At 64.5% G+C, this 1031-nt stretch carries 1 protein-coding gene; it reads left to right on the forward strand.

Annotated features, from left to right (window positions below):
• The coding region (locus BLS43_RS29190) for an ABC transporter substrate-binding protein (protein ID WP_218130070.1) at positions 1 to 576 on the forward strand (576 nt) is incomplete at its 5' end.
• Between the last annotated feature and the right edge of the window lie 455 nt (positions 577 to 1031).

The raw sequence follows: 1031 nt of genomic DNA on the forward strand, positions 1-1031 counted from the left end.
TTTGTCAAGGATTCGCCGTTCTACTCCGACGCGCCTGTCGCTCCGTCCTACGATCAGCAACGCGCGCAGCAGCTCTTCGACGAGCTCGCGGCCGAAGGCAAACCCGTATCGTTCACCATCACTGCCTATCAAGTCACGCAGAACATTAGAGTCGCTCAGGCAATTCAGACTGAGCTCAACAAGTTCAAGAACGTCAACGTACAGGTGAAGGTGCTCGACACGCCGACCGCTACCGCCGCGGTGTCCCGGTTCGATTTCCAAGCGGTGAACAGGGGAATCTCGTTCACCGACCCCGAACCGGCGCTGTTTGACGCCCTGCACAGCGGCAGCCCTAACAATACTGTCGGAATCAGCGATCCGGAGATCGACAAGGCACTCGACGCTGGTCGAGCTGCGAGCTCGACGGAGCAGCGCAAGCAGGCTTACGCCGTCGTGGCGGAGCGGTTCGCCGCGCTCTACCCGACCTTGTACTACCTCCGTATCGAGTACTCCGTCGTGTACGGCGAGCACCTCCACGGGGCTGAGCTGTACGGCTCCGGGTCGCTGCGGGTTGACGGCCTGTGGGCAACCAAGTGACACACCGGACGGTGTATGGGGGTGGACCTCCGGCTGCCCGCGGCAGGCTCGTGTCGTGGGCAGTCGGAGGGCCACCCTGCGGTTCGGATGATGCCCAGTGAGCCATTGCCAACCTGCTGGACGGGCAGGCCGGGGCCGGTGCGGCATGACCTCGAGTGGCTGAAGCTCCTGCTAGGCGGCCGATCGGCTAGATCAACTCGCCTGACCAGGAGCTTCGAAGTGTGGTCCTACCCGGCAGCGGCGTGCTTCAGGTCCTGTCTTGCCCTCGACGCCTGCGAGCGGGATAGGCCCGGGCGTCGATGTCGACGAGGCTGAACCATGGCGACGGTAAACAGGGCTTGGTTTGAGCTGCGGCTGCCACAGGCGGGTCCGGACGGGCTCGGGCGCGAGAGCGGTGCAGATCGCGGAGTGTGTGTCCGGGCGCCGTCAGCGGATTGTCGTGCGCCTGGGCTGCG

The organism is Pseudonocardia oroxyli, assembly GCF_900102195.1.
Taxonomy (GTDB): Bacteria; Actinomycetota; Actinomycetes; order Mycobacteriales; family Pseudonocardiaceae; genus Pseudonocardia; species Pseudonocardia oroxyli.